This window comes from Sulfitobacter sp. OXR-159 (assembly GCF_034377145.1).
Lineage (GTDB): Bacteria > Pseudomonadota > Alphaproteobacteria > Rhodobacterales > Rhodobacteraceae > Sulfitobacter.
Genome location: NZ_CP139710.1, coordinates 17888 through 42399 on the forward strand (window position 1 = coordinate 17888; position 24512 = coordinate 42399).

At 58.7% G+C, this 24512-nt stretch carries 27 protein-coding genes and 2 pseudogenes; 15 read left to right on the forward strand and 14 right to left on the reverse strand.

Annotated features, from left to right (window positions below; translation table 11 throughout):
• Positions 1–42 precede the first annotated feature (42 nt).
• Both T8A63_RS20065 and T8A63_RS20070 read right to left on the reverse strand, forming a co-directional pair.
• Positions 43–3222 carry a CusA/CzcA family heavy metal efflux RND transporter gene (locus tag T8A63_RS20065; RefSeq protein ID WP_322346510.1) on the reverse strand — a complete coding sequence of 1060 codons (3180 nt, stop codon included), beginning with the start codon at positions 3220–3222 and terminating at the stop codon, positions 43–45.
• Between the two features lie 26 nt (positions 3223–3248).
• Positions 3249–4328 (reverse strand): annotated as a pseudogene (locus tag T8A63_RS20070) (copper-binding protein); the annotation flags it as partial.
• 3 nt (positions 4329–4331) lie between these two features.
• On the opposite strand from T8A63_RS20070, the gene T8A63_RS20075 reads away from it, so the two are divergent.
• From T8A63_RS20075 to T8A63_RS20105, 7 genes are all read left to right on the forward strand, one after another.
• Positions 4332–4718: a DUF302 domain-containing protein gene (locus tag T8A63_RS20075; RefSeq protein WP_322346513.1), complete on the forward strand. Its 387-nt coding sequence runs from the start codon at positions 4332–4334 to the stop codon at positions 4716–4718.
• A gap of 102 nt (positions 4719–4820) precedes the next feature.
• The gene (locus T8A63_RS20080; RefSeq protein WP_322346515.1) at positions 4821–5192 is read left to right on the forward strand and encodes a hypothetical protein; all 372 of its coding nucleotides are present in this window, start codon (positions 4821–4823) and stop codon (positions 5190–5192) included.
• Between the two features lie 20 nt (positions 5193–5212).
• Entirely contained in the window at positions 5213–5875 is a 663-nt protein-coding gene (locus tag T8A63_RS20085; RefSeq protein ID WP_322346606.1) for a TVP38/TMEM64 family protein, read from the forward strand.
• A complete protein-coding gene (locus T8A63_RS20090) occupies positions 5868–6668 on the forward strand; it encodes a hypothetical protein (protein WP_322346517.1) in 801 nt (266 codons plus the stop codon). Before T8A63_RS20085 ends, T8A63_RS20090 begins: the two co-directional genes overlap by 8 nt.
• The gene (locus T8A63_RS20095; protein ID WP_322346518.1) at positions 6669–7991 is read left to right on the forward strand and encodes an APC family permease; all 1323 of its coding nucleotides are present in this window, start codon (positions 6669–6671) and stop codon (positions 7989–7991) included. It abuts the gene before it with no gap.
• An 11-nt stretch (positions 7992–8002) separates the two neighbouring features.
• Positions 8003–8917: a prolipoprotein diacylglyceryl transferase gene (gene lgt, locus T8A63_RS20100; RefSeq protein ID WP_322346520.1), complete on the forward strand. Its 915-nt coding sequence runs from the start codon at positions 8003–8005 to the stop codon at positions 8915–8917.
• 531 nt (positions 8918–9448) lie between these two features.
• Positions 9449–9664 carry a hypothetical protein gene (locus T8A63_RS20105; RefSeq protein WP_322346521.1) on the forward strand — a complete coding sequence of 72 codons (216 nt, stop codon included), beginning with the start codon at positions 9449–9451 and terminating at the stop codon, positions 9662–9664.
• Between the two features lie 12 nt (positions 9665–9676).
• Here T8A63_RS20105 and tnpC (T8A63_RS20110) read toward each other — a convergent pair whose 3' ends face one another.
• The 6 genes and pseudogenes from tnpC (T8A63_RS20110) to T8A63_RS20135 all read right to left on the reverse strand — a co-directional run bounded on the left by tnpC (T8A63_RS20110) (position 9677) and on the right by T8A63_RS20135 (position 14343).
• Positions 9677–11188, reverse strand: coding sequence for an IS66 family transposase (gene tnpC, locus T8A63_RS20110; protein WP_069301426.1), 1512 nt, complete (start codon positions 11186–11188; stop codon positions 9677–9679).
• A 55-nt stretch (positions 11189–11243) separates the two neighbouring features.
• Positions 11244–11597 carry an IS66 family insertion sequence element accessory protein TnpB gene (tnpB, locus tag T8A63_RS20115; RefSeq protein ID WP_067625283.1) on the reverse strand — a complete coding sequence of 118 codons (354 nt, stop codon included), beginning with the start codon at positions 11595–11597 and terminating at the stop codon, positions 11244–11246.
• Positions 11594–11860, reverse strand: coding sequence for an IS66 family insertion sequence element accessory protein TnpB (locus T8A63_RS20120; RefSeq protein ID WP_322346523.1), 267 nt, complete (start codon positions 11858–11860; stop codon positions 11594–11596). The genes tnpB (T8A63_RS20115) and T8A63_RS20120 overlap by 4 nt, the downstream gene beginning before the upstream one ends.
• An 81-nt stretch (positions 11861–11941) precedes the next feature.
• Positions 11942–13533: pseudogene (gene tnpC, locus T8A63_RS20125) on the reverse strand (IS66 family transposase).
• Between the two features lie 55 nt (positions 13534–13588).
• Positions 13589–13942 carry an IS66 family insertion sequence element accessory protein TnpB gene (gene tnpB / locus T8A63_RS20130; protein WP_322345085.1) on the reverse strand — a complete coding sequence of 118 codons (354 nt, stop codon included), beginning with the start codon at positions 13940–13942 and terminating at the stop codon, positions 13589–13591.
• Complete coding sequence (locus T8A63_RS20135; RefSeq protein ID WP_322345086.1) at positions 13936–14343, reverse strand: transposase; 408 nt, start codon at positions 14341–14343, stop codon at positions 13936–13938. Before T8A63_RS20135 ends, tnpB (T8A63_RS20130) begins: the two co-directional genes overlap by 7 nt.
• A gap of 175 nt (positions 14344–14518) precedes the next feature.
• Here T8A63_RS20135 and T8A63_RS20140 point away from each other — a divergent pair, with 175 nt between their 5' ends.
• The gene (locus T8A63_RS20140; RefSeq protein ID WP_322346525.1) at positions 14519–14743 is read left to right on the forward strand and encodes a hypothetical protein; all 225 of its coding nucleotides are present in this window, start codon (positions 14519–14521) and stop codon (positions 14741–14743) included.
• A gap of 195 nt (positions 14744–14938) precedes the next feature.
• Here the strand turns inward: T8A63_RS20140 and T8A63_RS20145 are convergent, their stop codons facing one another.
• Complete coding sequence (locus T8A63_RS20145) at positions 14939–15205, reverse strand: Txe/YoeB family addiction module toxin (RefSeq protein ID WP_067626705.1); 267 nt, start codon at positions 15203–15205, stop codon at positions 14939–14941.
• The gene (locus T8A63_RS20150) at positions 15202–15453 is read right to left on the reverse strand and encodes a type II toxin-antitoxin system Phd/YefM family antitoxin (RefSeq protein ID WP_036743750.1); all 252 of its coding nucleotides are present in this window, start codon (positions 15451–15453) and stop codon (positions 15202–15204) included. The genes T8A63_RS20145 and T8A63_RS20150 overlap by 4 nt, the downstream gene beginning before the upstream one ends.
• A 266-nt stretch (positions 15454–15719) precedes the next feature.
• Here T8A63_RS20150 and T8A63_RS20155 point away from each other — a divergent pair, with 266 nt between their 5' ends.
• From T8A63_RS20155 to brnA, 4 genes are all read left to right on the forward strand, one after another.
• A complete protein-coding gene (locus T8A63_RS20155) occupies positions 15720–16349 on the forward strand; it encodes a tyrosine-type recombinase/integrase (protein ID WP_082849331.1) in 630 nt (209 codons plus the stop codon).
• Positions 16349–16606, forward strand: coding sequence for a WGR domain-containing protein (locus tag T8A63_RS20160; RefSeq protein WP_322346535.1), 258 nt, complete (start codon positions 16349–16351; stop codon positions 16604–16606). The genes T8A63_RS20155 and T8A63_RS20160 overlap by 1 nt, the downstream gene beginning before the upstream one ends.
• 81 nt (positions 16607–16687) lie before the next feature.
• Positions 16688–16951: a BrnT family toxin gene (locus T8A63_RS20165; RefSeq protein WP_037931641.1), complete on the forward strand. Its 264-nt coding sequence runs from the start codon at positions 16688–16690 to the stop codon at positions 16949–16951.
• Positions 16938–17153, forward strand: coding sequence for a type II toxin-antitoxin system BrnA family antitoxin (gene brnA / locus T8A63_RS20170; protein ID WP_066009074.1), 216 nt, complete (start codon positions 16938–16940; stop codon positions 17151–17153). Before T8A63_RS20165 ends, brnA begins: the two co-directional genes overlap by 14 nt.
• 30 nt (positions 17154–17183) lie before the next feature.
• On the opposite strand, the gene T8A63_RS20175 is transcribed toward brnA, so the two are convergent.
• From T8A63_RS20175 to T8A63_RS20190, 4 genes are all read right to left on the reverse strand, one after another.
• A complete protein-coding gene (locus tag T8A63_RS20175; protein WP_322346541.1) occupies positions 17184–17900 on the reverse strand; it encodes a SprT family zinc-dependent metalloprotease in 717 nt (238 codons plus the stop codon).
• Complete coding sequence (locus tag T8A63_RS20180; protein ID WP_322346543.1) at positions 17897–18778, reverse strand: type I restriction enzyme endonuclease domain-containing protein; 882 nt, start codon at positions 18776–18778, stop codon at positions 17897–17899. The genes T8A63_RS20175 and T8A63_RS20180 overlap by 4 nt, the downstream gene beginning before the upstream one ends.
• A gap of 79 nt (positions 18779–18857) precedes the next feature.
• A complete protein-coding gene (locus T8A63_RS20185; protein ID WP_322346545.1) occupies positions 18858–19568 on the reverse strand; it encodes an IS6 family transposase in 711 nt (236 codons plus the stop codon).
• Positions 19569–19939: 371 nt separating this feature from the next.
• A complete protein-coding gene (locus T8A63_RS20190) occupies positions 19940–20983 on the reverse strand; it encodes an IS5 family transposase (RefSeq protein WP_174857890.1) in 1044 nt (347 codons plus the stop codon).
• A 392-nt stretch (positions 20984–21375) separates the two neighbouring features.
• On the opposite strand from T8A63_RS20190, the gene T8A63_RS20195 reads away from it, so the two are divergent.
• The 3 genes from T8A63_RS20195 to istB all read left to right on the forward strand — a co-directional run bounded on the left by T8A63_RS20195 (position 21376) and on the right by istB (position 24057).
• The gene (locus T8A63_RS20195; protein WP_322346547.1) at positions 21376–21693 is read left to right on the forward strand and encodes a hypothetical protein; all 318 of its coding nucleotides are present in this window, start codon (positions 21376–21378) and stop codon (positions 21691–21693) included.
• A gap of 103 nt (positions 21694–21796) precedes the next feature.
• Positions 21797–23296 (forward strand): IS21 family transposase, encoded by a 1500-nt coding sequence (istA, locus tag T8A63_RS20200; RefSeq protein WP_416153249.1) that lies wholly within the window; start codon positions 21797–21799, stop codon positions 23294–23296.
• Entirely contained in the window at positions 23293–24057 is a 765-nt protein-coding gene (istB, locus tag T8A63_RS20205) for an IS21-like element helper ATPase IstB (RefSeq protein WP_058317429.1), read from the forward strand. The genes istA and istB overlap by 4 nt, the downstream gene beginning before the upstream one ends.
• Positions 24058–24512 lie beyond the last annotated feature (455 nt).

A 24512-nucleotide genomic window follows, 5' to 3' on the forward strand; every position in this document is an offset into this window, starting at 1 on the left:
CAGCACCGGGGTTGGGGCAATTTTTAGAGGTGCCCTTAAGTGTCATTCGGCGAGGGTGGCAACTGCATCGGTCGGGGCCTGGCGCTGCAATTCTCGGTTAACACGCTTCAAGGCCAGCCGTTTCCAGATCACGAAGATGGACGGGATCACAAACAGGGTCAGCAGGGTCGCCGTTGCCATGCCGCCCACCATCGGCGCGGCGATCCGCTGCATGATCTCCGAGCCGGTCCCCGTGCCATACATGATCGGGATCAGGCCCGCGAAAATCGTCGCAACGGTCATGATCTTGGGGCGCACCCGCAACAGGGCGCCGTCGAACACGACCTCCTCGACATCGATCGCGGTCATCAGCCTCGATTCAAGAATGGCCCGTTCCTTACGCTTTTCCCAGGCGAGATTGAGATAAAGCAGCATCACGATGGCTGTCTCTACCGCCACGCCCGCCAGCGCGATGAAGCCCACCAGCACGGCTACGGAAATGTCGAAGCTGAGATACCAAAGGAACCACACGCCCCCGGCCAGGGCCACAGGCAGGGCCGCAAGGATGATGCCAACTTCGATTATCCGGTTGAACGCCAGAAACAGCATCAGGGTTATGATCAGAAGTGTCGCGGGGGCGACCAGCGTCAGCCGTTCCTGCATCCGTTCGATATACTCGTACTGGCCTGACCAGGTGATCGAATAGCCCGGCGGCAGCGTGACCTGATCGGCCACGAGTGCGCGGGCCTCCTTCACATATCCGCCCAGATCGCGCCCGGCGATATCGATAAAGACGAACCCGGTGCGCCGGGCGTTTTCGGAACGGATCATGGCAGGACCGTCAACGATCTTTACCTCGGCCAACGCCCCCAGCGGGATATGCGCGCCCGACGGTGTGACGACGGGCAGATCGCGCAAGGTTTCGGGACTGTCCCGCCATTCCTGCGGATAGCGCATATTGATCGGATAGCGCTCCAGCCCCTCGACGGATTCCGAGACCTGCATCCCGCCGATGGCGGTCTGAACAACGTCCTGAACGTCCCGCACGCTCATCATATAGCGCCCGGCCGCATCGCGGTCGGGCGTGATCTCGATGAAACGTCCGCCGATCGGCCGTTCGGCATAGGCCGACGCGGTGCCTTCCACGCTGGCGACAGCACGTTCCACCTCGATCCCGATCTCTTCGATCACGCGCAGATCGGCGCCGGAGATCTTGACGCCCACCGGCGTCTTGATGCCGGTGGCCAGCATGTCGATGCGGTTCTTGATGGGCTGGATCCAGACGTTGGTCACGCCGGGAATCTGCACGGCCTTGTCCAGAGCATTGCGGATTCCTTCCATGGTCATGCCCGTGCGCCACTCCGCCTCGGGCTTCAGCTGGATTGTCGTTTCGATCATCGTCAGGGGCGCGGGGTCGGTTGCGGTGTCCGCACGGCCCAGCTTGCCATGAACGGTCTGAACCTCGGGGATCGTGGCGATCATCCGGTCGGTCTGTTGCAGAACCTCCCGCGCCTTTCCGATGGAGATGCCCGGATAGAGTGTCGGCATGTAGAGAAAATCGCCCTCGTTCAATTCGGGCATGAACTCGCTTCCGATCCGCTGCAAGGGCCACCACATCGACGCCACCACCAGACCCGCCAGCAGTGTCGTCGCCCAGGGCCAGGCGACGGCGGCATCCAGAAACGGGCGGTAGATCCAGATGATAATCCGGTTCAGCGGGTTCTTTCGCTCGGGCACGATGTGCCCACGCACGAAATACCCCATCAGTACCGGCACAAGCGTGATGGATAGAATCGCCGCCGCGGCCATCGCGTAGGTCTTGGTGAAGGCCAGCGGTTTGAACAACCGTCCTTCCTGGCTTTCCAACACGAAGACGGGCAGGAAGCTGACGGTGATGATCGCAAGGGAATAGAACAGTGCCGGTCCCACTTCTGAGGCGCATTCGCTGACGATTCGCCAGCGGTTCTCGTTGGTCAGTTTCTCCTTTTCCAGCCGTCGGTGCATGGCCTCGATCATCACGATGGCCGCATCCACCATCGCGCCGATGGCGATGGCAATCCCGCCCAGAGACATGATGTTGGCGTTTACGCCCTGAAATTTCATGACGATGAAGGCGGCGGAAATGCCCAGTGGCAACGACACCAGAATGACCAGCGATGAGCGAATGTGCAGAAGGAACGCGGCGCAGACCAGAATGACGACAATGAATTCCTCGGTCAGCTTCTTGCGCAGGTTGTCGATGGCGCGTTCGATCACCCCCGCCCTGTTATAGGTGGTGACGATCTCGACCCCCTCGGGCAGGTTTGTACGCAGCTCTTCGATGCGCGCCTCGACGGCTTTGATGGTGGCCAGCGCGTTGCCGCCCCAGCGCAGGATGACGACGCCGCCCACCGCGTCGCCCTCGCCATTGAATTCGCCCACGCCGCGGCGCATCTCGGGGCCGAGTCGGATGTCGGCCACGTCCCCCAATGTGACGGCCGCCCCCCGCGCGTTCACCATCAGCGGGGCCTTTGCAAGGTCGGGCAACTCGTTGATGTAGCCGGTAGAGCGGACCATGTACTCGGCCTCGCCCATCTCGATCACGCTGCCGCCGGTCTCGCGGTTTGCGTCCTCGATGGCGCTGCGGATCTGGGCGAGCGTCACGTCGTAGGCGCGCAGTTTGTTCGGATCGATGACGACCTGATACTGCTTGACCATACCGCCGATCGTGGCCACCTCGGACACGCCATCGACGGTCTGCAATTCGTATTTCAGGAACCAGTCCTGCAATGTGCGCAGTTCGGACAGATCGTGTCCGCCGGTGCGATCAATGAGGGCATATTGATAGATCCAGCCTACGCCAGTCGCATCCGGGCCAAGCTGCGGCGATACGCCTTCGGGCAGGTTCGCGGTAATCTGCCCCAGATATTCCAGCACCCGTGTACGTGCCCAGTACAGATCTGTGCCATCCTCGAAAACCACGTAGACATAGCTGTCGCCGAAAAACGAAAAGCCGCGTACGGCGCTGGCGCCGGGCACTGCCAGCATCGCCGTCGCAATCGGATAGGTGATCTGATCCTCGACGACTTGCGGCGCCTGACCGGCATAGGGGGTGCGCACGATCACCTGCACGTCCGACAGATCGGGAATGGCGTCCACTGGGGTCGAGCGGATGGCCCAGACGCCGACGACGCCCATCATGATTGCCAGTGCGAGTATGATAACGCGGTTGGCGATCGAGGCCTGGATGATGGCGCGGATCATTCGCCTGCCCCATCTGTGATGCCCACAAGGGTCATTGAGAAGTCAGGATTTTGCCGAAACTTCAGGGTGACCTCACGGCCCTCGGGCAGGGCTGAAGCGTCCACCGATGAGTCAATCGCGAAATCCATCGTCATGCCGGGCATCCCGGTTTCGGTGATCGGGCCATGCGTGATGGTTGCCGTTCGCGTGGCTGGATCGACGGCGTCGATGCTGCCGGGTACGGTTATGGGCGGTGTCTTGCCTGCCTCCGGGGTGGTCTTGGCCACAGAATCCGTCATCGTCATGTCCTGTGCGATGTCGTCGCCGCTGTCCGTGCCTTTGCCCCGAACGGCCACCACCGTGAACACGCCGTCCTGGCCCTTGGACAGATCAAATTCGACTGGGGCGTCCAGCGGAACCGAAGCGGGGTCGAACCCCGCGACGGGCATATCCATCTGCATCGCAGGCCAGCCAAGTTCTGGAATGGGATCATGGGCAAGCGTCAGCTTTCCATCGGCGGTGATTGCGACAACCCTTCCGTTGCCTGTTGCCGCAACACCGTCATCGCTCCCCAGCGAGATGAGCCCCAGCAGCCCGTCCGCGCCGCGCGCGACGCGAAAGACGACTTGCTGGCCGATCTTCAAACCATCCAGCGCGACATCCGCGCGCACCGCAAAGCGCGAGCTCATTGCAGGCCAGTCCAGCGCGTCGAGGGCGCCGTGCCGGATCGTCGCGATCCGCGCCTCTCGGTCCAGTGCGATCAACGCGCCCGTCCCGTCGGCCGGCGCGTCGTCCGTTGGCGCCATGCGCATCAATCCGGCGCTCAGCGCGCTTTCGCTGTCGAGCAGGAATTGCGCCGACGCGACGACCTCTTCGCCCGGAGCGAGGCCCTGAACCACTTCGGTGCGCCCGCCTTCGCCGAATTCGTCGTGCAGCCCCGTCGTGATGAGACGCGGCTTGTAAGTACCGTCGCCGGTTTTCAGGATGACGCGTTCGGCGGAGCCGGTGCGGATGATCGCTTCGGTCGGAACGGTCAGCGCCATGCGCGTGTCGATCGGGATCAGGCTGACCGTGCCGAACATGTTGGGCCGCAGGAGCCCTTCGGAATTGTCGAACTGCAGACGCAAGAAATGTCCTATACCTATGACCGCATTCTGGACGACGTTGGCATCGATGAGGCGGAGCTGCGCATCCGCGATACGTTGGCCGAAAATGGCTTCGGCATTCTGACCGAGATTGACGTCAAGGCGACGATGAAAAAGAAGATCGACGTCGAGATGGAGCCCTACCGCATCCTTGGGGCCTGCAACCCGGAAATGGCGCACAAGGCCATCGGGATTGAGCCGCGGGTGGGTGCGATGCTGCCTTGCAATGTCATCCTGCGCGAAGTGGATAGCGGCACCGAGGTCAGCGCCATCGACCCCGTGGCGTCCATGCAGGCCATCGACAACGACCAGCTGCACGAGGTCGCTGGCGAGGTGCGGGACATGATGCGCGTGGCTGTCGACGCCGCCTGACAGAAGTATCTCTCGACAGCACCTTGACCCTCCAGCGAGTGAATTCCCCAGGGTTTGAGGCAATTGAACACCAAATAGGCTGGATGAGGGAGATGTCGCAGCATGTCAACTGATGGAGGTCTGATCCCCGCGCTTGTCCAGATGGGAAGTGACATCGCCATCGGTGTGGGGTTGTCCATGACCTTTTTGCCGGTTCAATTGTTGTCGATTGAAGCAGCCTTAGTAGCAATTGCCGCACTGACGCTCGCATTGATCGGTGGTGCCTGTATCGGCTCCTGCGCTTGCCGGATCGCTTTGGATACCGCTTACCTTACCACTGGGGTTTGCGGCTCATGCCGTCTGGGGTTTTCTGGCGCAAAGCAGGGCATTCGGCACGTCAATGCGGAAATGACAGTTCCTGTTCTGCGTCGTTTTCGATCTGCTCGCCGCTGCATTTCGCTTTGTTCGCTATCTTTCGTGAGGTGCGCTCAGTGAGGCGCGGTATCTCGGTCGACATGATGACGAAAGCGGCCCTCGCAGCCGTCCTGGTCCTTGCTGCTCTGGCGCTGTTCGTCGGTTCCCGGTCCGATCTTGTCGAGAACCTCGATGGCGAGCGCATTTCCGACTGGGTAGATGCCGCCGGTACGTGGGGGCCAATCCTGATCATTGCCTTGATGACCGTCGCGATTGTCGCAACGCCCATTCCAAGTGCGCCGATCGCTCTGGCCGCCGGTGCCGCATACGGGCATACACTGGGCACCGTCTACATTGTCATCGGCGCTGAAGTCGGCGCTTTGGCCGCCTTCGCACTCGCACGTTTTCTGGGTCGCGACGTGCTGACCCGATGGTTGGGCGACAAGGTGGACAAAGGCTGGCTCGGGTCGCAGAACGCGCTGACCTTCACGGTTTTCGCCAGCCGATTGATGCCGTTTATCTCTTTCGACATCGTCAGCTACGCCGCAGGCCTCAGCTGTCTACACTTCTGGCGCTTTGCAGTGGCGACCCTCGCCGGCATCATTCCCGCGAGTTTCGTTCTCGCCCATTTTGGAAATGAAGCCGTCAGCGGAGAGCCGGGGCGCGCCGCTTGGGCTGCCATCGGGCTGGGTGTGCTGACGCTAACACCTCTTGTCATCGTTGCGGTGAGGGACCGGCGCAGAAAGCGGGTATCTCATGACTGAACAATCTGTACCGGATGAACGCACGCGCCTTGGTTGGAGGATATTCCGCTGGCTTATCTGGAAGGATGTCAGACGGACGTGCCATCGGCATCTGGCCAACCGGACACTACGGCTGACCAGCGGCGATGCGCTGCGCTGCTTACCCGACGACACTGACTGCTTCCTTGACTCGCTGGAGCGCGAAAGCGCGGAGATGAGAGTGATTGCTGATTTGCCGCATCTTCCGAATGCCGGGAGTCGGCTGATGGTTGAATTGGCGATCTATACGGTCGCCGCTGACGCAGCGCTACGGTCGCACGGAATCGAGACAGCATCTGCGCATTCGGTCACGGCCGATGTAGGATGGGATCTCTATCGTCGCATGCTCGGTCTGTCATCCCTGCCATCACGGATTGTCAGCCGCAATCCGGGACGCAGACTTCGTTGGACAATTTGGGGATTGTTGATCTTTCCGTTCCGCCCGGTCGGCGCACCGGGCTACGAAACGTGTGTCTTCCGGGACGGCGACGACCTGCACACACATTTCACGCATTGTCCGCCGCAGACCTTCGCGCACGTTGTCGCCGCACGTCGCGAGGATCCTGAATTGCTGGAGGCATTCCGGCAAAGTTGGTGCCGCTACGACTGGCCCGGCGCAGACCTTATCGCCGCCGATGGTAAGCGAGGACATTATCAGAGATCTCATACGCTGTCGGCGGGGGACCCGGTTTGCGACATGTGCTGGAAGGCGAGCGGATCAGGACAAATGGTTCAATCGAACGACACGCCGCAATCCAGAGAAAGGACACTCTAAATGGCTTCGCAATACAAGGCGAACAGCATTTCATTATCCGGAGCGATCGCAATGGGCACCGGCGTGATGATCGGTGCCGGGATTTTTGCCCTGACAGGGCAGATTGCGCAGCTTGCAGGGCCGCTCTTTCCGCTGTCATTCGTGGTCGGGGCTATCGTGACCGCATTCAGCGCCTATACCTACATCAAGGTGTCGAATGCTTATCCGTCAGCTGGCGGTATCGCGATGATTCTGCAAAAAGCCTACGGGCCGACGACTATCGCGGCTGCGGCCGCGCTGCTTATGGCGTTGTCGATGGTGATCAACGAAAGCCTCGTTGCGCGGACCTTTGCCACGTATCTCCTACGCGGTCTGGGCCTCGACCAATCCGGCTGGTTGGTGCCAGCCCTCGGCGTGGGCCTCATCCTCTTTGCCTATCTCGTCAATGCTGCGGGCAACCGATCCGTCGGGCTGTTCTCGATCGTCATGGCCATCATCAAGGTGGGCGGCATCGCGCTGTTCGGGGCGGCGGCGCTCTGGGCGGGCGGCATTTCTTTCGAGGCCGCTTCGGATCAGCAATCGACGCAAATAACCGGCTTTGTCGCGTCCGTGGCGCTGTCGATCCTCGCGTTCAAGGGCTTTACCACGATCACCAACAGCGGTGCCGAAGTCACCGACCCGCATCGCAATGTCGGACGGGCGATCATCGTATCCATCGGTCTCTGCGTCATTGTCTATCTGCTGGTGGCATTTGCCGTGGGGTCCAGTCTGACACTGGAGCAGATCATTGCCGCCAAGGATTATGCCCTGGCAGAAGCCGCAGGTCCGACCCTTGGCCAGACCGGTTTCTATCTGACTGTTCTTCTGGCCATCGTCGCCACCTCCTCGGGCCTGATCGCAAGCATCTTTGCGGTTTCTCGCATGCTCGCGATGCTGACCGACATGAAGCTGATCCCGCACAGCCATTTCGGCCTGCCGGGGATGATCCGCGATCATACGCTGATCTATACCGTGGTGATCGCCAGCTTTTTGACCGTGTTTTTCGATCTCAGCCGGATCGCGTCGCTCGGCGCGTTCTTCTATCTGGTGATGGACATCATCATCCACTGGGGTGTGTTCCGCCACCTGAAACAGGACATCAAGGCGAGCGGATGGGTGATGCGCACTGCGATCGCGCTGGATGTCGTCGTGCTATCGGTCTTTGGCGCACTGAAATGGCAAAGTGACCCGCTTATCGTGCTTGTGTCGCTTGGTCTGATGGCGGCTGTCTTTGCCTTTGAGTCGCTGTTTCTGCGTCATCGCCCGAAAGACAAAGACCGTTCTCAATCTCACTTGCACATGTAGGAAGACAAGCCATGCTAACCGCCGCCATTCCCTTTCCAGATATCGGCAGCGAACTCTTCGCGATCGATATCGGTACCTTTCACTTTGCGCTGCGCTGGTATGCCCTCGCCTATATCGCGGGTATTCTCATTGGCTGGCAGATTTGCGTCAGGGCCGTCAAAAAACCTGCGCTTTGGCCCAAAGACGAACCTCCACTCACCCCGGACCAGATCGGGGATCTGCTCACGTGGATCATCCTCGGTGTGATTATCGGCGGTCGTCTGGGCTTCGTCCTGTTTTATCAACCACAATATTATCTGCAAAACCCGCTCGAGATTCTCATGGTCTGGCAGGGCGGCATGTCATTCCACGGCGGCTTTACCGGTGTCGCGGTGGCTGGTCTGGTGTTTTCTATCCGCCAAGGCGCGCCGCTTCTCGGCACTGCAGACCTTTTGGCGCTTGCGACGCCGCCGGGCTTGTTGCTCGGGCGGCTGGCCAACTTCACAAACAACGAACTCTGGGGCCGCCCGACTGACGTTCCCTGGGCTGTAATTTTTCCAGGAGAGGCCGCGCAAACTTGCCCGGGCGTCGCGGGCCTGTGCGCACGGCACCCATCCCAACTCTATGAAGCGCTGCTGGAAGGTTTCTTTCTGGGCGCCGTATTGCTTGTCCTTGCCTGGCGGCGCGGTTGGCTGAAATCGCCCGGTGCAATCACGGGCATCTTCCTTATGGGATATGGCCTGGCCAGGGCGTTCGTCGAATTCTTCCGCCAACCAGACATGCAATTCGTGACAGTAGGGAACCCCGTCGGACATGCGCTACATTTTGGGAATTGGGGGTTGACGATGGGCCAGACACTGTCCGTGCCGATGATCTTGTTGGGAGTTTTTCTTCTCTGGCTCTCAGTCGACGAACAGCTGTTCCCGCATGAGAAAAGGCAGGGTTGATAAAATAGAAAAACAGGGCAGAGGAGCATGGAAGGGTCCGGTCCGTTATCACCGCTCTGACGGAGCGCCCAAGCGTGACGGTACTTGCCATCGGCGTAACAGTGTATTGAACGGAGACCGACAAGTTCTGCGTCTCAATCGATATCTCTGTTACATAAAGAGTGTCGCGAAAAACCTGGATCGCAGCATTTCCAACGCATCGGCGCTGCCTCTCAGGGCTTTCATCACTTCAGACATGCGTTTTCCTTTACTCGGCTTTTCAAGAGATTATCCTATGGTTTGCGGAAAATAGTTGGAAACTCAAATGGTTGTCTCGCTTCCAACTATGGGTTTGCTTGAACGGGCGTCGACGACTGAAATGAGATTTTGTTCTTCATGGGGGGCGGCTGTCGGCTTTGTTCTGCGGCCCGTTATCCGCTGCGTCTCGCCCAAATTGCAGCTCTGGGCCGTTCGTTGGACTTTGCAGATTGCCCCCTTGCATGAGAACCGCTTGGTTTCCAATCTCGGTACAGGCAAGCAAGAGGAGTAAATATGAGCGCTCGTTTATCGACCGCAATTCGAATCGGCGATGCCGCAAAGGCGATTTTGCAAAAGACGAAGAGCTTTCCAGACCAACAGTTTGAGGAGATTGAAAACTGGGCCGACCGCGAACATGTCGGCGTGGAGCCAATGCTGCTGGCGCTTTCAATGGAACTGGCACTCAAGGCATGGTTTGTTTTCGATCATGACGATCCGAATGCACTGTAAGCGGTGCGCTGGTCACACGGGTTTGGCGTAATTCCAAGGCAGCAGTTCGTTGATGTCGGTTTGTTTGTGTCCTTGGGCGATAGCTGTCAGGACACCTGACAGATAGCCGTGGGGCTCGATCCCATTGAGTTTGCAGGTCTCGATCAGGGAGGCGATGACGGCCCAGTTTTGCGCCCCGGCATCGTGTCCGGCGAAGAGCGCATTTTTGCGGTTGAGGGCTATGGGACGGATGGTGCGCTCGACTGGATTGTTGTCGAGTTCGATGCGGCCATCGGTGAGGAACAGGCACAGCCCGTCCCAGTATTTGGCGATGTATTTCAGGGCTTCTCCAGTCGGAGATTTGCTTGAGACGCGGGCGCGGCTTTGTGCGAGCCAAAGCTCGAAGGCATCGATGATGGGTCTTGAGCGTTTCTGTCGTGCAGCGCTGCGTTGGTCGGCAGACAGGCCGCGCAGGTCTTTTTCGATGCGGTAGAGTGCCTGGATTTGGTTCAGACCTTCCTGCGCGATTGGTGCCGCTCCGGATTGGGTAACATCATGCAGTTTGCGGCGGGCATGGGCCCAGCAATAGGCCAGCGTCACATCCTGCGTCGGACGTTTCAGCAAGCGGTTATAGCCTGCGTAGCCGTCCACCTGCAGGGTGCCGCTAAAGCCGTTCAAAATATTATCTGCGTGCTGGCCGGATCGTCCCGGGGCATATGTGAAGGCCACACCGGGAGGATCATCACCACTCCATGGCTTGTCATTGCGGGCAAGCGCCCAAAAGTATCCTGTTTTTGTGCGTTTGCGCCCGGGTGCCAGAACCGGCGCGGGCGTTTCATCCATAAAGAGCTTGGTGGAGCGTTTCAGGTCGTCCATGAGCGCATTATAAACCGGGGTCAATTCGAACGCCGATTTGCCAACCCACGCCGCCAAGGTCGAGCGATCCAGATCTATCCCCTGACGGCTGTAAATCTGTGCTTGCCGGTAAAGAGGCAGGTGATCCGCGTATTTGGAGACGAGCACATGCGCCAGCGTGGCCTCGGTCGGCATGCCACCTGCGATAATGTGGGCCGGTGCGGGCACTTGGGTGACCCCACCCTCACAGGACCGGCAGGCGTATTTGGGCCGCCGGGTGACAATCACCCGGAACTGCGCCGGAATGATGTCCAAGCGTTCGCTGACATCTTCGCCAATGACATGACGTTCAGTTCCACACGCGCATGACAACTCTGGCTCAATGACAACCTCCACCCGTTCCAGATGTTTGGGCAGTGATCCGCGATTAGTTTGGCGAGGCTTTGGGGGCCGCACAGGCGCGGTGCGCGCGTCGGCGTCGATCTCGGCTTCCACCTGCGCGATGGCCGTCTCGATATCTTCGAGTTCCAGCTCATATTGGGCCGGATCGATCTTCTCGGACTTGGCCCCGAAGAGCGCCTTTTTGAAGGAAGCGACCAAGGCTTCCAGCCGCGCATTCTGATCCTGCTGCGCACGGATGATCGCCTTCAATTCGGCAATGTCATCAGGCAATTCGTCAGGTGCAGTCATGACCGATACCATAGCAAAACAAGGGCCGAATGACCCGTGCAAACGTGCCAGTGAGTCACTCCGCCGCAGCTGGGGCTGCCACCTCCAGAGGCCGCACGCGCCGCCAGTCCAAACCCGCAAACAGCGCCTCAAACTGGGCCGGTTCCAGCCGCATCACCCCGTTCTTGATCGCAGGCCATGTAAAGCTGTTATCCTCCAGCCGCTTGTACGCCATCACAAGCCCGCTGCCGTCCCAATAAAGCAACTTCAGCCGATCCGCCCGCTTAGACCGAAACACATAGACCGACCCATCAAAAGGCTTCTGACGCAGTTGGCTCTGAACCAGAGCAGCCAACCCATCGTGGCCCTTGCGGAAGTCCACCGGATCACTGGCGACAAAAATCCGCACCTTGTGGGACGGCGTGATCACGTGACCAAAGCCCGGGCGATCTCAGCGATCCGTGTCGCAGTCGCAGTCGCCGCCGCATCACGACGAACGGTGACATCGCCTTTGATCACATCAATCGTGCCGGAGGATGTCGCCGCCAGAGGCTGGGCCTCGGGCGCAGGCGCTTCAATCTCGACCGGCACAAAATCCATGCCATCCAGGTTTGGCAGAACCAGCTTGCCCTGGCGCGCCAACCGCCGCCAATCCGACACGGTGCTGGGGATCAGTTCGTATCGCTTCGCCACCGCCTTGACCGTCTCGCCTTCAATCAATGTCTCAGCAACAATCCGAGCTTTCAGTAAGCGGCGGCTACGCGGCACTTGAGATCAGCTTGACGGCTGGAAATTCCACGGAAGCAGGTCGTCGATGCGATTGGCCGGATGGCCTGCTGCAATCGCTTCAAGCGTCGCTTTGAGATATGCGAACGGTTCGACATCATTGACCTTCGCCGTGGCAATGAGAGATGCGGTGCGGCCCCAGGCGTGGCCACCTTCGTCGTGACCGGCAAAAAGCGCATTCTTTCGCGTCAATGCAATTGGGCGGATCAGGTTCTCGACTGCATTGGAGTCGATCTCGACCCGGCCGTCGTGCAGGAAGGTCTGCAGCCCGCTCCATTGCCGATGGATATAGGTCAACTTCTCGCCGAGACGGGACTTCGAGGAAATCCGGCGCCGTTGGCTCTGAAGCCACTCGCCGAACTCTGCAACCAATGGCGCCGTGCGGGTCTGACGTGCCGAGAGGCGCTGACCGGGACCCATCCCACGGTTCTCGCCTTCAATGCGGTAGAACTCTGCGATCCGACGCAGCCCTTCTGCGGCGATCTCTGAGCCGTCTCGATCAAAGACCTCTTTCAACTTGCGCCGCGCGTGTGCCCAACAATACGCGATGCTGATCGGCGCGCCGCCTTTGCGCGACGGGCGCGTCAGTCGGTTGTAGCCAGCATAGCCGTCCAGTTGCAGAGTGCCGTCAAAGCCCTGCAATATCTGCTCTGCATTCTGCCCTGCACGACCCGGGGCATAGGTGAAGACAACGCCTGGCGGATCATCTCCACCCCATCCTCGGTCATCGCGCGCCAGTGCCCAAAGGTATCCTGTCTTCGTGCGGCCTCGACCCGGGTCCAGAACGGGGACCGTTGTCTCATCCATAAATAGCTTGCCGGACTTTTTAGATGCTCAGCCAAGCGGTCCACGACAGGGCTCAGATGGAAAGCCGCTGTGCCCACCCAATCGGCCAAAGTGCTGCGGTGGATATCGATGCCGGAGCGGGCAAGGATTTGGCTTTGACGATACAACGGCAAGTGGTCTGAGAATTTGCTGACAAGCACATGTGCGATGGCGCCCTCAGTCGGCAACCCGCCTTCGATCAGATGCGCAGGAGCCGGGGCCTGCGTGATACCTTCAGCGCAGGAACGGCAAGCATATTTGGGGCGAACGGTGACGATGACACGCAGCTGCGCTGGAATGATATCCAGCCGCTCGGTGCGGTCTTCGCCTATACGGTGCATCTCGCCACACCCGCAGGGGCAGTTCAAACTCTGAGGCTCGACCACCCGCTCAACCCGCGGGAGGCCTGCGGGAAGATTGCCACGATTGCGCCGGGCAGCTTTGCGAGGCCCTGCCTCTGAGGGCGCCCGCTCAGCTTGCTGAGTCTCAACTTCAGCGACGGCAACTTCAAGGTCTTCAAAAGCCAGCTGCCGTTCATCCTCGCTTAACTTCTCCGAGCGCTTGCCATGTGTGGCGTTCTTGAGCTCGGCAATGAGGTGCTCCAGACGCTTAACCAAAACTTCCAGCTCAGATGTTTTGGTTTGTAGCCCGGTCGTCTCTTGCTTCAGCGATTTGTTCTCGCGCAGCACCGCCAAGACAGCTTCACGCTGGCTCACGGGGATGGCAGATATATCGATGGGCGGCAGGTCGGACATGCCCGGAGTATAGCTTGATTTACGCCCAAATGGGCAGGCCTTTTGCGCCCCCGAGTCACTCTGCCGCAGCCGGTCTGCGGGGTTCTAAAGAGCGCACCCGGCGCCAGTCCAGCCCTGCAAAAAGCGCCTCGAATTGGGGGCGGTTCAAGGTGATCACGCCATCTCGAATGGCGGGCCAAATGAAGTTGTTCTCCTCAAGTCGCTTGTAGGTCATCACGAGCCCGCTGCCGTCCCAGAACAGAATCTTCATCCTGTCGGCCCGTTTGGCGCGGAATACAAAGACTGTTCCGGTAAAGGGGTCTTGGGCCAATGCCGACTGCACCATCGAAGCCAATCCATCGTGTCCTTTACGGAAGTCCACCGGCCGCGTCGCAACCAATATCCGAACGCCTTGCGATGGCATCAGCATGAAGAAGCTTCAAGCGCATGGGCGATCTCTGCAATCCGGGAGGCAGATGTCTGCAGCGGCAGCTCGATGGCGATCTCTCCAAAGATCAATCTGATCGCCTCATTCGGAACAGTCAGAGCTTCTGTGGGCTCTTCCGGCCCAGCAGAAACCACCAGTGGAGCGAAGAGCGGCTCAGCGGCCTCCGGCGCCGGCAGCAACAGCTTTCCTTGTTTGGCCAGACGACGCCACGCCGATAGCTGGTTCGGAAGGATGCCATATCGCTCAGCGACAGCGTTCACCGTTGCACCGACCTCAAGCGTCTCCGCCACCGCCTGTGCCTTTGCACTATCCGACCAGCGGCGGTGGCCGGACGCATAAATCTCAACGCCAAGCGATCTGAGAAACGAATTTGTAGCGCACATTGCGAAACGCACTCCCCGTCATAAGATGCGTTCGTTCTCGCAGCGCGGATCACACCCTACAACGTGACCCCGGGCCACCGCTTACAATGCACTCAAGTCGCATAACCTAACAAAGCTGTTTGATGCCTTGTTGCCCCAAAGCCAGCAGAGGCTTGATGAGGAGTTCAAGCGATCAGTGATCCCACATCACCTCAGCGTCTTTTTCCTCGACTACGGTATTCGTGACATTCTCACACAGCACAAAGATGCATTTATCGACTGGCGGTATCTTCACGAAGCAAAGAAGACGATGATGTTTGACCAGAGCATTTTTGAGGCGACGCTCGAAATGGTACTCCACGAATTCAGGAAGCGATATCGCATTGAACAGGCGGCACCACTCTTCGGCCATCCCAACTAATGGCCGCTTCGGTGAAGCTGCGATGTGGAACCGGCGGCGGCCATGGGTAACCGGTTAGGATGTTCGTGTCAGATTGGATTGATCAAGCAGAAGTGCGGAAGGTTGAAACTGTCGACCTTTTGGGACCGGCTCTCCAAGGTCCACTTCAACACATTGATGCAAGCTGTATTTTAGAAGCCTGCATAGCGATTTTACTCAGTAATGAAACCGCAGCTGTGCAATCTCTAGGCTTTGGCCGTCGCCAGTTCCACTGACCCGGTAGACCATTCGATCTTCCTGAGAAATCCGCCGTGACCACCAGCCGGACAAATCGCCCTTCAAAGGCTCCGGCTTGCCGGTTCCTTTGAAGGGGGTCCGCTTGCACTGCTTGATCAGCTCGTTGATCCGGTCGCGTACCTTGTCGTTGGTGCTGACCCAGTACTGATAATCTTCCCAGGCCTGATCGGAAAAAACCAGCTTCACTCGGTCAGCTCACGCTCTTCGCCAGTCCCAGCATCGAGTTGCGCGATCGACGCGCGCAAGCGGGATGCGTTTTTCGGTGTGGACAAGAGGTGCAACGTCTCATTGACGGCGTTCCAAGTGTCCAAGGACACGACCACAACGGACTCGCCCTTCTTGCGCGTCACGACAACTTCCTGCTTGTCGTGGATCGCTCGATCCATGACGCCCTTCAGTTGAGCTCGTGCGTCTGAGTAGGTCATAACATCCATGTCGACTCTCCTTTGCCCCCCCTCTATATGTACAATATTAAGTACAAGTAAAGGGGTGGTACGAAAGCGGCAGTCAATCTCATAGAGAAATTACGAGAGAGAAAGGAGCTTTAAACTTCATGCGAGCTTTACGATAAAAGCTTGCATGAGGTGCATAGCTAAAAACCCAACAAAACATAGGTAAAGTGCAGCATCCGGCAACATGCCACTTCCGTCATGCAAGGTTTGTAGGTATTATCCTCGTATAACCTCGCAAGGATTTGCCTGTGAAAGCTGCCGCCCAGACCACCTGGAACAAAGGACGCGTCGTGGGTAAAAAACCACCGCTGACGCCCGACCAGGTCTCGCTGATCCGTATGATCCTGCACCAAGAAAAAGCCTTGCGTGATCTGGCACTGTTCAACACCGCCCTCGATACCAGTTTCCGAGGATCGGATCTGGTGCGGTTGCGGGTGGCGGATGTGGCCACGCCTGCCGGGGTGCGCGAGATCGTGGAAATCCGGCAGAAGAAGACCGAAGCCCGCAATGCACGCCCGGTCCAGGCGCGGCTGTCCTCGGGCACGCGCGACAGTCTGCGCACCTATCTCGCAGCTTCAGAAAAGCCGTTGCACGGCTGGCTGTTCACGGGGCAGGGGGCACGGTGGTCCCAGTCCCATCTCAGTGAAAGTCAGCTCTGGCGGTTGTTCCGCTCCTGGCTGGTAAAGGCCCGCCTCGATCCCAGCCTCTACGGCCTGCATTCGCTGCGCCGGACCTTCCCGACCCATATCTACCAGCAGACCGGCAACCTGCGCGCAGCCCAGCTGCTGCTCGGCCATGCCAGTATCGAAAGTACCAAAGAATACATCGGTACCGAACAGGCCGAAGCCTTGGAAATCGCGCGCAAGTATCACCTGTGATGGCCATGCAGACCTATCTTGAGAAACGCCAGCCTGCGCAAAAAATGGCCCGGTTCTACCGGATGGCGGTCATGCCGAACCTGTTCGGCGAATGGACGCTGTACCGCGAATGGGGCCGCATAGGGCAGGGCGGTCAGGTTCGGATGGATTGGTTCGAGGGCGAGAACCAGGCCGTCGCGGCTCTGGTCACACTGGAAGCCTCCAAGCGTCAGCGAGGCTACTGGGTGGAGCCCCAGCAACTGGCGATGTTCAGGTGATAGCGTGACGGACTCGCACAAGCTTCTCGATTAGATGAAAAGTATAGTAATTATACCATTTTCAATGGTATGTTGCCTCTCATGAAGTTCGAGTATGACCCCGACAAAAGCGCCGCGAACCGTGAAAAGCACGGGATCGACTTTGATGAAGCCCAGGCCCTCTGGGATGATCCTTATCTGATCGAGGCTCCTGCCAACGTCACGGATGAGCCACGCTTTCTGGCGGTTGGCATGATTGGGGCCAGACACTGGACGGCTGTCTACACATACCGGAGCGACCGGGTGCGGATTATCTCCGTGCGCCGCGCTCGCAAGCAGGAGATTGACCACTATGAAGGCGACTGAATTCGACGAACGCTTCGACGCGGGCGAAGACATGTCCGCCCATGTCGACTGGACAAAGGCACGCCGCCTCAATGTCGAGGCCAAGCGGGTGAACGTGGATTTCCCGACCTGGGTCGTTGCCGGTCTGGACAGGCAAGCCCAGAAGCTTGGCATCACCCGTCAGGCGCTGATCAAGATGTGGATCGCGGAGCGGCTAGAGTAAACTGATCGAGTTTAGCCAGTCCTGGACCAGCTACGCGAGTTGTCGTTCGAGCTTGAGTTTCCGAGCCTCCCAATCCGGCATGATGCGCCTCAAGAGGTCAAAGAAGGCGGGTCCATGATGGGGGTGCTCGATATGGCACAGCTCGTGCGTGATCACATAGTCGATAGCTTCCGTGGAGGCACCGATCAGCGCCCGGTTGAGCACCAGATTCCGCCGTCCTGTCATTGACCCCCACCGAAAGCTCAGCTCTCGAATGATGAGACTGTTCGGAACGACCTTCTCAGGGTTTGGAAAGCGCCCTCGGCAGATGTCCAAGCGTTCCACGAATTTAATCTGGGCACGCTGCAACATCCAGTCTCGCACAAGCTCACGGGTGTGGGCGGCTCGACCTGGCTTCGTGCTCCAAACCATCAGCTGACCGCGCTGCATCTTGACGGAGCTTTGTATGCCGGGGATCACCTTAAGTTTATACTGCCGCCCCAAGTACAAGTGGGTCTCGCCGCCGATATACCGGCGTTCTGGCGTTTTGGGCTGGAACTGGTCGTAGTAGCGCAGCTGCTTGCATATCCACGGCGCGCGTTTGCGCACCTTCTCGATGATACGTTCAGAGCTCGCGTCCTCGGGCGCGACAACCTCGACCTGCTGGTTGGGCAAGACGCTTATGGACAGGGTCTTGCGAACCCGCCTCACGACAGAAAAACGGATCGTCTCGCTGCCGAAGCTAGCCTCAAGAACCTCGGGACTCATCCGGGGAACCTAGCCCGCGCGATATCCATGATCCGCAGCTCGATGTCGTCGAGAAGGTCAAGGGGAATGTCGATGCCCTTCTCGTCGCGCACGACATCGAAGAAATAGTCATCGATAGCGTTGCGCATATTGTTCTGCGCCATCTCGTTCGACCAGACATCGACAATGTGGTGATCCTTGACGATCCCGATGATCGACTGCGCGACATCGGCTGTCACAGTATCCTCAACACCGCCGTTGATCTCCTTCAGGATCGGTTCAAGGACGCCGAAGACAGCCTGAGCGTCCGTGTCTCCCTTGATGCTTTCAGGCATGTCACGGCCATGGTCGCGACGCGCGACGCGAGCCGCCAAGTCCACGACTGTCTTGAGGTAATCCTTCTCCGAAATCCGTTTCTCGCGATAGTCGCGGATCGTCTCAGCGAGCATCTCGGAGAACTGCCTGTAGAAGGAGGGGTCTTGCTCCATCTTTTCTGTGATCGTGCGCTTGGTGGCGCTTGCAATGCGATCCGCCTTGGAGGCGGCAGTTTTGCCCTCTTCTTCGATCACAGCATTCAACGCATCAGGATCGTTGATATTCACTAAGTCAATGATCACCTCCGCAAGCTTCGCCGTGACATGATCGTCGAGCAGTTTCTGAATCTTGGGCTCGAACTCTTTCACATCGACGGTTTCCTGATAGCGCAGCTGGACTGAGCGCTTCAGCTCGGAGAAGGCTTTCCAATCCTTCGTAAAGGTGGAAACCGCCGCCTCGTCAAAAACGTCATAAAGCTTCTCTGAGGAAAGTGAGATGTGCAGGCAGCGGCCATAGTCCTTCAGCCGAGAATAGAAGTCTGCTCGCTTAGCGTCGTCAGCCAAGAGCTGCTCGAACTGTTCCATGTCCTTCTTGTTGCGAACCTCCTTGAAGGGCATTGCCAAGTTGGGTGATCGTGGGCGCAAGGGGGCGTGGCGTGAGCGCTTATGCGGTCATCTGGAGCGCATAGTCGTTCCACAGGCTGAAGGCGTCAGCCCGTGCGTGGCGGTATGAAGATGCGGTGAGACGATAGCGACGGGGACGGAAGAGGGTGTTTATCTGATCATGGGCCGCGAGGAATCTCTGCACCTGTCGTTGGGACTTGAAGCGCCCCATGATTTTCTCTCGCCGTCGCGTTGGTCTATGTGAGCCCTCGATCCGGTTGTTCAAGCCCTTGTGTACCCGATGATCGGCGTCGGGAGCGAGCTTCCGGATCGGCGCAAAATAGCTGCGCAGTTTGTCGGTGATCACCACACGGGGCTGGCCGAACTGCGCGATGAGCCTTGCCAGAAAGCGCTTTGCCGCCCTGGCATTTCTGCGGGTTTGCACGAGGATGTCGAGCGTGTCGCCATTGGCATCCACGGCCCGCCACAGCCAGTGCTTCTTGCCACGGATCGGGATAACCACCTCGTCCAGATGCCAGTTGTCTGAAGGCGCTGGCCGGTCTCGTAGGATGCGGGTCGAGAAATGCCCGCCAAAGCGGTTGACCCAAAGCCTGATGCTCTCGCGGCTCACGATCACGCCGCGCTCGGCCAAAAGGTCCTCGACGTCCGCCGTGCTCAAAGCAAAACGGTGCCAGGCCCAGACGGCATAGGCAATGATCTCCCGGGGAAAGCGAAAGCCCTTCAGGCGCGGCATGGATGACGGCAGTTTCATCCGAGATCCTGTAGCAGGGGCTCCACGACACAACAACTTGGCAATGCCTCAGCTTTTGTGGAGCGATCCCAACAGCATAGAGAATATCGCTGTTGCCTGCGGCAAAGAATATAACCGAACATACTGCAATCTCTAATTAACATAAGTTAGCTTATGGGGATTCGGGACAAGCTGGCGGCGTTACCCTCAAATGTGATTATTGGGCACCTCGATTTTTGAACAATTTTTGGTAGTTTGGCGGCGCGGGCGGCCTGAAGCAGGATCGTGGCTTTCGTCTGGCAATTGGCAGAGCCTCGCAACCGCTGTATTGCGGCCTTCAAGCCTTGTTTGTCATGCTTTGACGCGTGATCGGTTCTTGGATCGCCCGGTATTCACGCCGGACACGGGTTGATGCGGCGCAGTTGAACGAGGCGTCGCATGTTATATGCGAGGTTCTTCATCCCGATCCTAGCCTTGGCTCGCACCAGACCAATGCTACGCACAAGGGTGCCACCCATGTCGTTGGTCTGTGCGCCGAATACATGTTCCACCCGGACCCGAACGGTGGATTTGGTCCGATTGCTGCCCTTGGCCTGATCTGTGAGAGGTTTGCCGCGTTTCCCCTTACGGTGGATGTGACTTTTCAGCTTCCGCGCGCGCAATTTCGCCTCCGTCTCCTCGGACCGATAGGCCGCATCCGCCCACACACCGGAGCCGGTATTGCCTCGCATCAGCAGGTGATCCACCGCTTGACTGTCATGCAGCGCGGCATCGCTGACGTGATAGCGCCGGACCAGCTTGTGCTTTCGGTCGACGTTCACATGGTTCTTGTAGCCGTAATGGCTCTTGCCGTGCTTTTTCGTCCAGCGCGCGTCCACGTCCTTCTGGCTGCGCTTGGCGGGCTTGTTTTCCCAATGCTCGGGGTTCTCGCCCTTCTTGATTGACGCGTTCTCGTCGCGCGTGTTGTGATTGCGCGGCACCGCCACAATAGAGGCATCAAGAATTTGCCCACCCCGAGCGATATACCCCTGCCGCGCCAAATACCCGTCAAATTGACGAAACAGCTCTTCCACCTTGCCCGCCTGCGCCAGCGCATCGCGATACAGCCACACCGTCTTTGCATCCGGCACCCGGTCCGCAAGGCTAAGTCCCAGAAACCTCATAAAGGACAGCCGGTCACGGACCTGATATTCGATCTGATCGTCCGACAGGTTGTAGAGTGCGCTCAGCACCAGCGTCTTGAACATCAGCACAGTGTCCATCGGCTTGCGGCCTGCGCGCGACTTGCGCTCCGCATCAGGCTTGCGCCAAACCTCATCCAAAATAGAACGAAACTCCTCCCACGGCACGACCGCATCGATCTCAACCAATGGGTCCTTCTTCGCGTCAAGGCTCGCATAGCGGTCGGAAAGATCAAAGAAACCCATCTGCGTCATTGCCGTCTCCCCTGTGCCGGTTCGTCCCATCAAAGATAACGCAGCACCGGGGTTGGGGCAATTTTTAGAGGTGCCCTATTGTGAGAAAGCAGTATTTACCTAACGGGAGGGATCGGTATGGGAGCTGTTTACAGCCAACTGAGTATAGCCTGCCTTTTATGTCGAAGAGCAAAGATTCAGGTACCGTTAAGCAACAGCGCTATCTACTCGCCGGCGCATCCTACCTAAGAGAAATAGCCTATAGGTCCTTCATGTATTATTAAAACATGTTGCAAGAACAAGGACAAAGCACGCGAGGGAAAACAATGGCTATAAAACAGTCCAAAAGCCTCATACGTGCACTTCTGATTCTGATGCTCTTGGGAGCCATTTGGCTTCCTAAAGAAAGGCGAATGACCGTTTTTTTGACAGGTTACAGCTATTGGGACAACACGCCCCCGGCCTCAGCCATCATTGGCCGCCCCGTCATACATGAAGTTGCTGCGGGGGTAGGAACTTACGACGATCCTGTAACCTTAGCGGTGGGCTGGCGGATAGATGAAGGTAAAGTGTCAGAAGATTTCCAACCTGGTACGAGGTTTTATATTCCACGATTGCGAAAATATGCGATTGTTGAAGACCTGTGTGGGGATGGTGCTAAACCACAAGGTGGGCCATGTCACATCGGTTGGGAAGGGTACCATTGGCTAGATATTTATGTGGATGTGTGAACGGCGGAGCAATACTCGGCCACGGTAGCGACGGCATAGTGTTGTCGCGGGCGGCGTAAAAGTCGTCCACTTTTGCCCTTTCGGATTTCGGGAGGGCTTGGGGATATACACCGTGGACTTGTATTTGAAGGTGCGTCACGCTCATTTCCAGGATGGATTGAGCGGGCGTCAGATTGCCCGGGATTTTGGGATCAGCCGGGACAGTGTTGCGAAGATGTTGGCCTATTCGGAACCGCCGGGATATCGGCGGACAGCGCCGATCAGGCGCCCGAAGCTGGATGCGTTCACCAGCCAGATGGACCAATGGCTTGCTGAAGACAGGAGCCGCCCTCGCAAGCAGCGTCACACCGCCAAGCGTATTTTCGAGCGGTTGCGGGACGAGTGCGGTTTTGATGGCAGCTACACCATCGTCAAGGATTACGTTCGAGACCGGAAGCGGACCGGCAAGGAGATGTTCGTGCCGCTGAGCCATCCGCCCGGTCATGCACAGGCCGATTTTGGTGAAGCGCTTGTCGTGATCGGCGGCGTCGAGCAGAAGGCACACTTCTTTGCCCTCGATCTGCCGCACAGCGATGCATGCTACATCCGGGCCTATCCTGCGGCCAATACCGAGGCGTGGCTTGACGGCCATGCCCATGCCTTTGCGTTCTTCGGCGCGGTTCCCCAGTCGGTTCTTTATGACAATGACCGCTGCCTGGTAGCCCGGATTCTGCCGGATGGCTCCCGGCAAAGAACCCAGCGGTTCAGCGCGATGTTGTCGCATTACGTGATCCGGGACCGCTATGGCCGTCCCGGCAAGGGCAATGACAAAGGGGCCGTGGAGGGGCTGGTCGGCTACGGACGTCGCAACTTCATGGTGCCGATCCCGTCCTTTCCGGACTGGCACGCGTTCAACGCTCACCTGGAAGAGCAGTGCCGCAAGCGCCAGGGTGATGTTCTGCGTGGCCACAAGGTCAGCATCGGGGAACGGCTGAAGGCCGATCTCGCGGCGATGCGGGATTTGCCCGGCACTCCCTTTGAGGCCTGTGAGTTGCAAAGTGGCCAGGTCACATCGACATCGGTGGTGCGTTATCGCGGCAATGATTATTCGGTGCCGGTTGCCTACGGCCACCGTGCGGTCTGGATCAAGGGCTTCGTGACCCGGGTTGTCATCGGCTGCGGCGCCGAGGTGATCGCTGAGCATTCGCGCTCCTATGACACCGGCGACATGGTGTTTGATCCACTGCATTACCTGGCGCTGATCGAACGCAAGATCATGTCCTTCGATCAGGCCGCGCCTCTGCAGGGCTGGGAGTTGCCCGAAGCGTTCAAAACCCTGCGCCGACTGCTGGAAGCCCGGCAGGGAAAGGCCGGCAAGCGCGAGTATGTGCAGGTCCTGCGCCTTCTGGAGCGCTTCGAGATTGACGTGCTGCATCTTGCCGTCAAAGATGCCTTGCGAATGGGAGCGGTCAGCTTCGATGCAATCAAGCACCTGATCTTGTGCAGGGTCGAGCAAAGGCCTCCGAGGCTGGATCTGGATGTCTATCCCTTCCTGCCCAGAACCAACATCACCACCACCTCCGCCGCATCCTACATGAGCCTGCTGGCAGGAGGTGGGGCATGACGGATGCACCCGAACTGCTGCTGGCCCACCATCTCAAAACGCTTCGGCTGCCCACGTTCCTGCGTGAACATGACAAGCAGGCCCGTATCTGCGCCGCTGAAGGCGTAGATCACGTGCGTTACCTGGCCCGGCTGACCGAGCTGGAACTGATCGACCGGGAACGGCGCATGGTGGAACGCCGGATCAAGGCCGCAAAGTTCCCGACCATCAAAAGCCTGGACAGCTTCGACTTCAAGGCGATTCCGTCGCTCAACAAGATGATGGTGCTGGAGCTGGCGCGCTGCGAATGGATCGAACGCAAGGAGAATGTGATCGCGCTCGGTCCCTCCGGCACCGGCAAGACCCATGTCGCCCTCGGGCTGGGACTGGCTGCCTGCCAGAAAGGATTGCCTGTCGCCTTCGTGACCGCCGCAGCCCTCGTGCACGAGATGATGGAGGCCCGCGACGAAAAACGCCTCCTGCAACTCCAGCGCAAACTCGCCAAGGTCAAACTGCTGATCATCGACGAGCTGGGATTCGTCCCCTTGAGCAAAACCGGCGCCGAGCTTCTGTTCGAGCTGATCTCACAGCGCTACGAGCGAGGGTCGACCCTGATCACAAGCAACCTGCCCTTCGAGGAGTGGACCGAAACCTTCGGCACCGAACGCCTGACCGGCGCGCTGCTGGACCGGCTGACACACCACGTCAACATCCTCGAGATGAACGGCGAAAGCTACCGCCTCAATCAAAGCCGCGCCCGCCTCGCCGCCGCTAACAAATAAACCTCACAGAATTGGCCTGACGGCCAATGCGCCTTGGACCGGGCTTGCTATATGAGGGCCGCACGCTCCAAGGCGCTCGCCCCAAACTGGCCGACTTTTGCTCCGCCACAATGGCCGAATTTTACTCCGCCGTTGACAGGGCTGCAGTTGAACCCTCTGACCACCTATTATTCTGACTACACCATTGTCCCAAGCTTCTGGGCGCACTTGAGCGCTGACGTCGGGGCGCATTAAAACATTCCGGATGCCGGACGCGCGAAGCCCCGATGGAGCCATTGCTATGGGTTGCATGTCACAGGCGATGGTTTGTCTTACAGCCATGTGCAGGGATTGCGGAGCGTCATTTCCCCATAAAATGGCCTCCAAGGCACGGCGGGCTTCGTAGGCGGCCCGTGCTTGGAAATAAGGGGTCATACTGCCTAACTGTTTCACCCAAGGCACGACCTGCACCAGCC

Bases quoted from the DNA above. Each gene is read 5' to 3' on its own strand.
- T8A63_RS20065 (WP_322346510.1), bottom strand. From the start codon at position 3,222: ATGATCCGCGCCATCATCCAGGCCTCGATCGCCAACCGCGTTATCATA.
- T8A63_RS20075 (WP_322346513.1), top strand. From the start codon at position 4,332: ATGTCCTATACCTATGACCGCATTCTGGACGACGTTGGCATCGATGAG.
- T8A63_RS20080 (WP_322346515.1), top strand. From the start codon at position 4,821: ATGTCAACTGATGGAGGTCTGATCCCCGCGCTTGTCCAGATGGGAAGT.
- T8A63_RS20085 (WP_322346606.1), top strand. From the start codon at position 5,213: ATGATGACGAAAGCGGCCCTCGCAGCCGTCCTGGTCCTTGCTGCTCTG.
- T8A63_RS20090 (WP_322346517.1), top strand. From the start codon at position 5,868: ATGACTGAACAATCTGTACCGGATGAACGCACGCGCCTTGGTTGGAGG.
- T8A63_RS20095 (WP_322346518.1), top strand. From the start codon at position 6,669: ATGGCTTCGCAATACAAGGCGAACAGCATTTCATTATCCGGAGCGATC.
- lgt (WP_322346520.1), top strand. From the start codon at position 8,003: ATGCTAACCGCCGCCATTCCCTTTCCAGATATCGGCAGCGAACTCTTC.
- T8A63_RS20105 (WP_322346521.1), top strand. From the start codon at position 9,449: ATGAGCGCTCGTTTATCGACCGCAATTCGAATCGGCGATGCCGCAAAG.
- tnpC (WP_069301426.1), bottom strand. From the start codon at position 11,188: ATGACTGCACCTGACGAATTGCCTGATGACATTGCCGAATTGAAGGCG.
- tnpB (WP_322345085.1), bottom strand. From the start codon at position 13,942: ATGCTGATGCCATCGCAAGGCGTTCGGATATTGGTTGCGACGCGGCCG.
- T8A63_RS20135 (WP_322345086.1), bottom strand. From the start codon at position 14,343: ATGTGCGCTACAAATTCGTTTCTCAGATCGCTTGGCGTTGAGATTTAT.
- T8A63_RS20150 (WP_036743750.1), bottom strand. From the start codon at position 15,453: ATGGATGTTATGACCTACTCAGACGCACGAGCTCAACTGAAGGGCGTC.
- T8A63_RS20160 (WP_322346535.1), top strand. From the start codon at position 16,349: ATGGCCATGCAGACCTATCTTGAGAAACGCCAGCCTGCGCAAAAAATG.
- T8A63_RS20165 (WP_037931641.1), top strand. From the start codon at position 16,688: ATGAAGTTCGAGTATGACCCCGACAAAAGCGCCGCGAACCGTGAAAAG.
- brnA (WP_066009074.1), top strand. From the start codon at position 16,938: ATGAAGGCGACTGAATTCGACGAACGCTTCGACGCGGGCGAAGACATG.
- T8A63_RS20175 (WP_322346541.1), bottom strand. From the start codon at position 17,900: ATGAGTCCCGAGGTTCTTGAGGCTAGCTTCGGCAGCGAGACGATCCGT.
- T8A63_RS20180 (WP_322346543.1), bottom strand. From the start codon at position 18,778: ATGGAACAGTTCGAGCAGCTCTTGGCTGACGACGCTAAGCGAGCAGAC.
- T8A63_RS20185 (WP_322346545.1), bottom strand. From the start codon at position 19,568: ATGAAACTGCCGTCATCCATGCCGCGCCTGAAGGGCTTTCGCTTTCCC.
- T8A63_RS20190 (WP_174857890.1), bottom strand. From the start codon at position 20,983: ATGACGCAGATGGGTTTCTTTGATCTTTCCGACCGCTATGCGAGCCTT.
- T8A63_RS20195 (WP_322346547.1), top strand. From the start codon at position 21,376: ATGACCGTTTTTTTGACAGGTTACAGCTATTGGGACAACACGCCCCCG.
- istB (WP_058317429.1), top strand. From the start codon at position 23,293: ATGACGGATGCACCCGAACTGCTGCTGGCCCACCATCTCAAAACGCTT.